Annotated in this window: 2 protein-coding genes; one reads left to right on the top strand and one right to left on the bottom strand. The window is 51.2% G+C overall.

Features of this window, described 5'->3' with window-relative positions; all coding sequences use genetic code 11:
* Positions 1 to 384 (bottom strand): DUF4145 domain-containing protein (locus E1189_RS01890; RefSeq protein WP_155158386.1); only part of this gene is annotated, 384 nt, incomplete at its 3' end.
* A gap of 327 nt (positions 385 to 711) precedes the next feature.
* Here E1189_RS01890 and E1189_RS23050 point away from each other — a divergent pair.
* On the top strand, positions 712 to 903 hold a 192-nt coding region (locus tag E1189_RS23050; RefSeq protein ID WP_196221037.1), incomplete at its 3' end, for a hypothetical protein.

Below are 903 nucleotides of genomic sequence, written 5' to 3'. Positions count from 1 at the left end.
GTTACCATGGCTCAGGTACATCCAGCCACCCACATAGAAAGCTTCCTGCAGCAGCCACAGGGCATCTTTTGGTTTGATGTGATCACCGTGGGCAGCACGGTTGCCATGGATGCGCAGGGCGTCCATCTTCAGGGTGACAGACGTGGGTATCACACTCTGGAAGACATCATCTTTGATCAGGTCGTACAGGCTGGCACGGTACCCCTGCTCCAGGCGCTGATCCCGGTAGATCCAGCGCACCACCAGCTCAAGATAGTTGCGCAACTTGACCAAACAGCTTTCCGGATCGGTATGGACATATTGTTCCGCCACCGCCCCAAGGTTGGCCAGCTCCGGCCAGCGGGTGCGCAGCATTTCAAAGTTGACGGATTTTGGGGTGCCCATACGAGATAACGTCCTGTTCTGGCTGGTTATGTAACAGGGCTATATTCTACCGATGTCGTGTTTAGGGCAAGTTGATCTGTGGACAGGTGACACGACGCCTCTATACTGCACCTGCTCTGAAAAGTGACACATATGTGACACAACGGTGTGACAGAAGCCATAAAACATCGTGTTTTCAGTTGGTTAGAAGCATCGACCCGATAAGCAATGCTTCAAGGGCCACACAAGGCAGCGGCGGGTTGGGGAATCTTTTTTCCACCTTCAAAAATACACTGACGTCCCAGCTTCATTCGCCTATCCTGTTCGGGCTATTCGCATGAGGTCTTTATGGGAAAATCACTGTTTGCAGAATTGAAAGCCATCGGTATTGACGAAGAAACCGCTGCCCATGTTCAGGCTTCTCTTAATGGAGAACACTACGCCACCAAAAATGATTTACTCTCCATGCAGCAGCTTCTTTTTGAGCAGCACGGAAAGATGATGAATGGGTTCACCAACATCAAGAGCGAGCTTTCGGAC

It is taken from the genome of Parendozoicomonas verongulae (assembly GCF_009711465.1).
GTDB lineage: Bacteria > Pseudomonadota > Gammaproteobacteria > Pseudomonadales > Endozoicomonadaceae > Sansalvadorimonas > Sansalvadorimonas verongulae.
The sequence above is the reverse complement of the archived record's forward strand: the minus strand, read 5'-3'. Positions and strand labels throughout refer to the sequence as shown.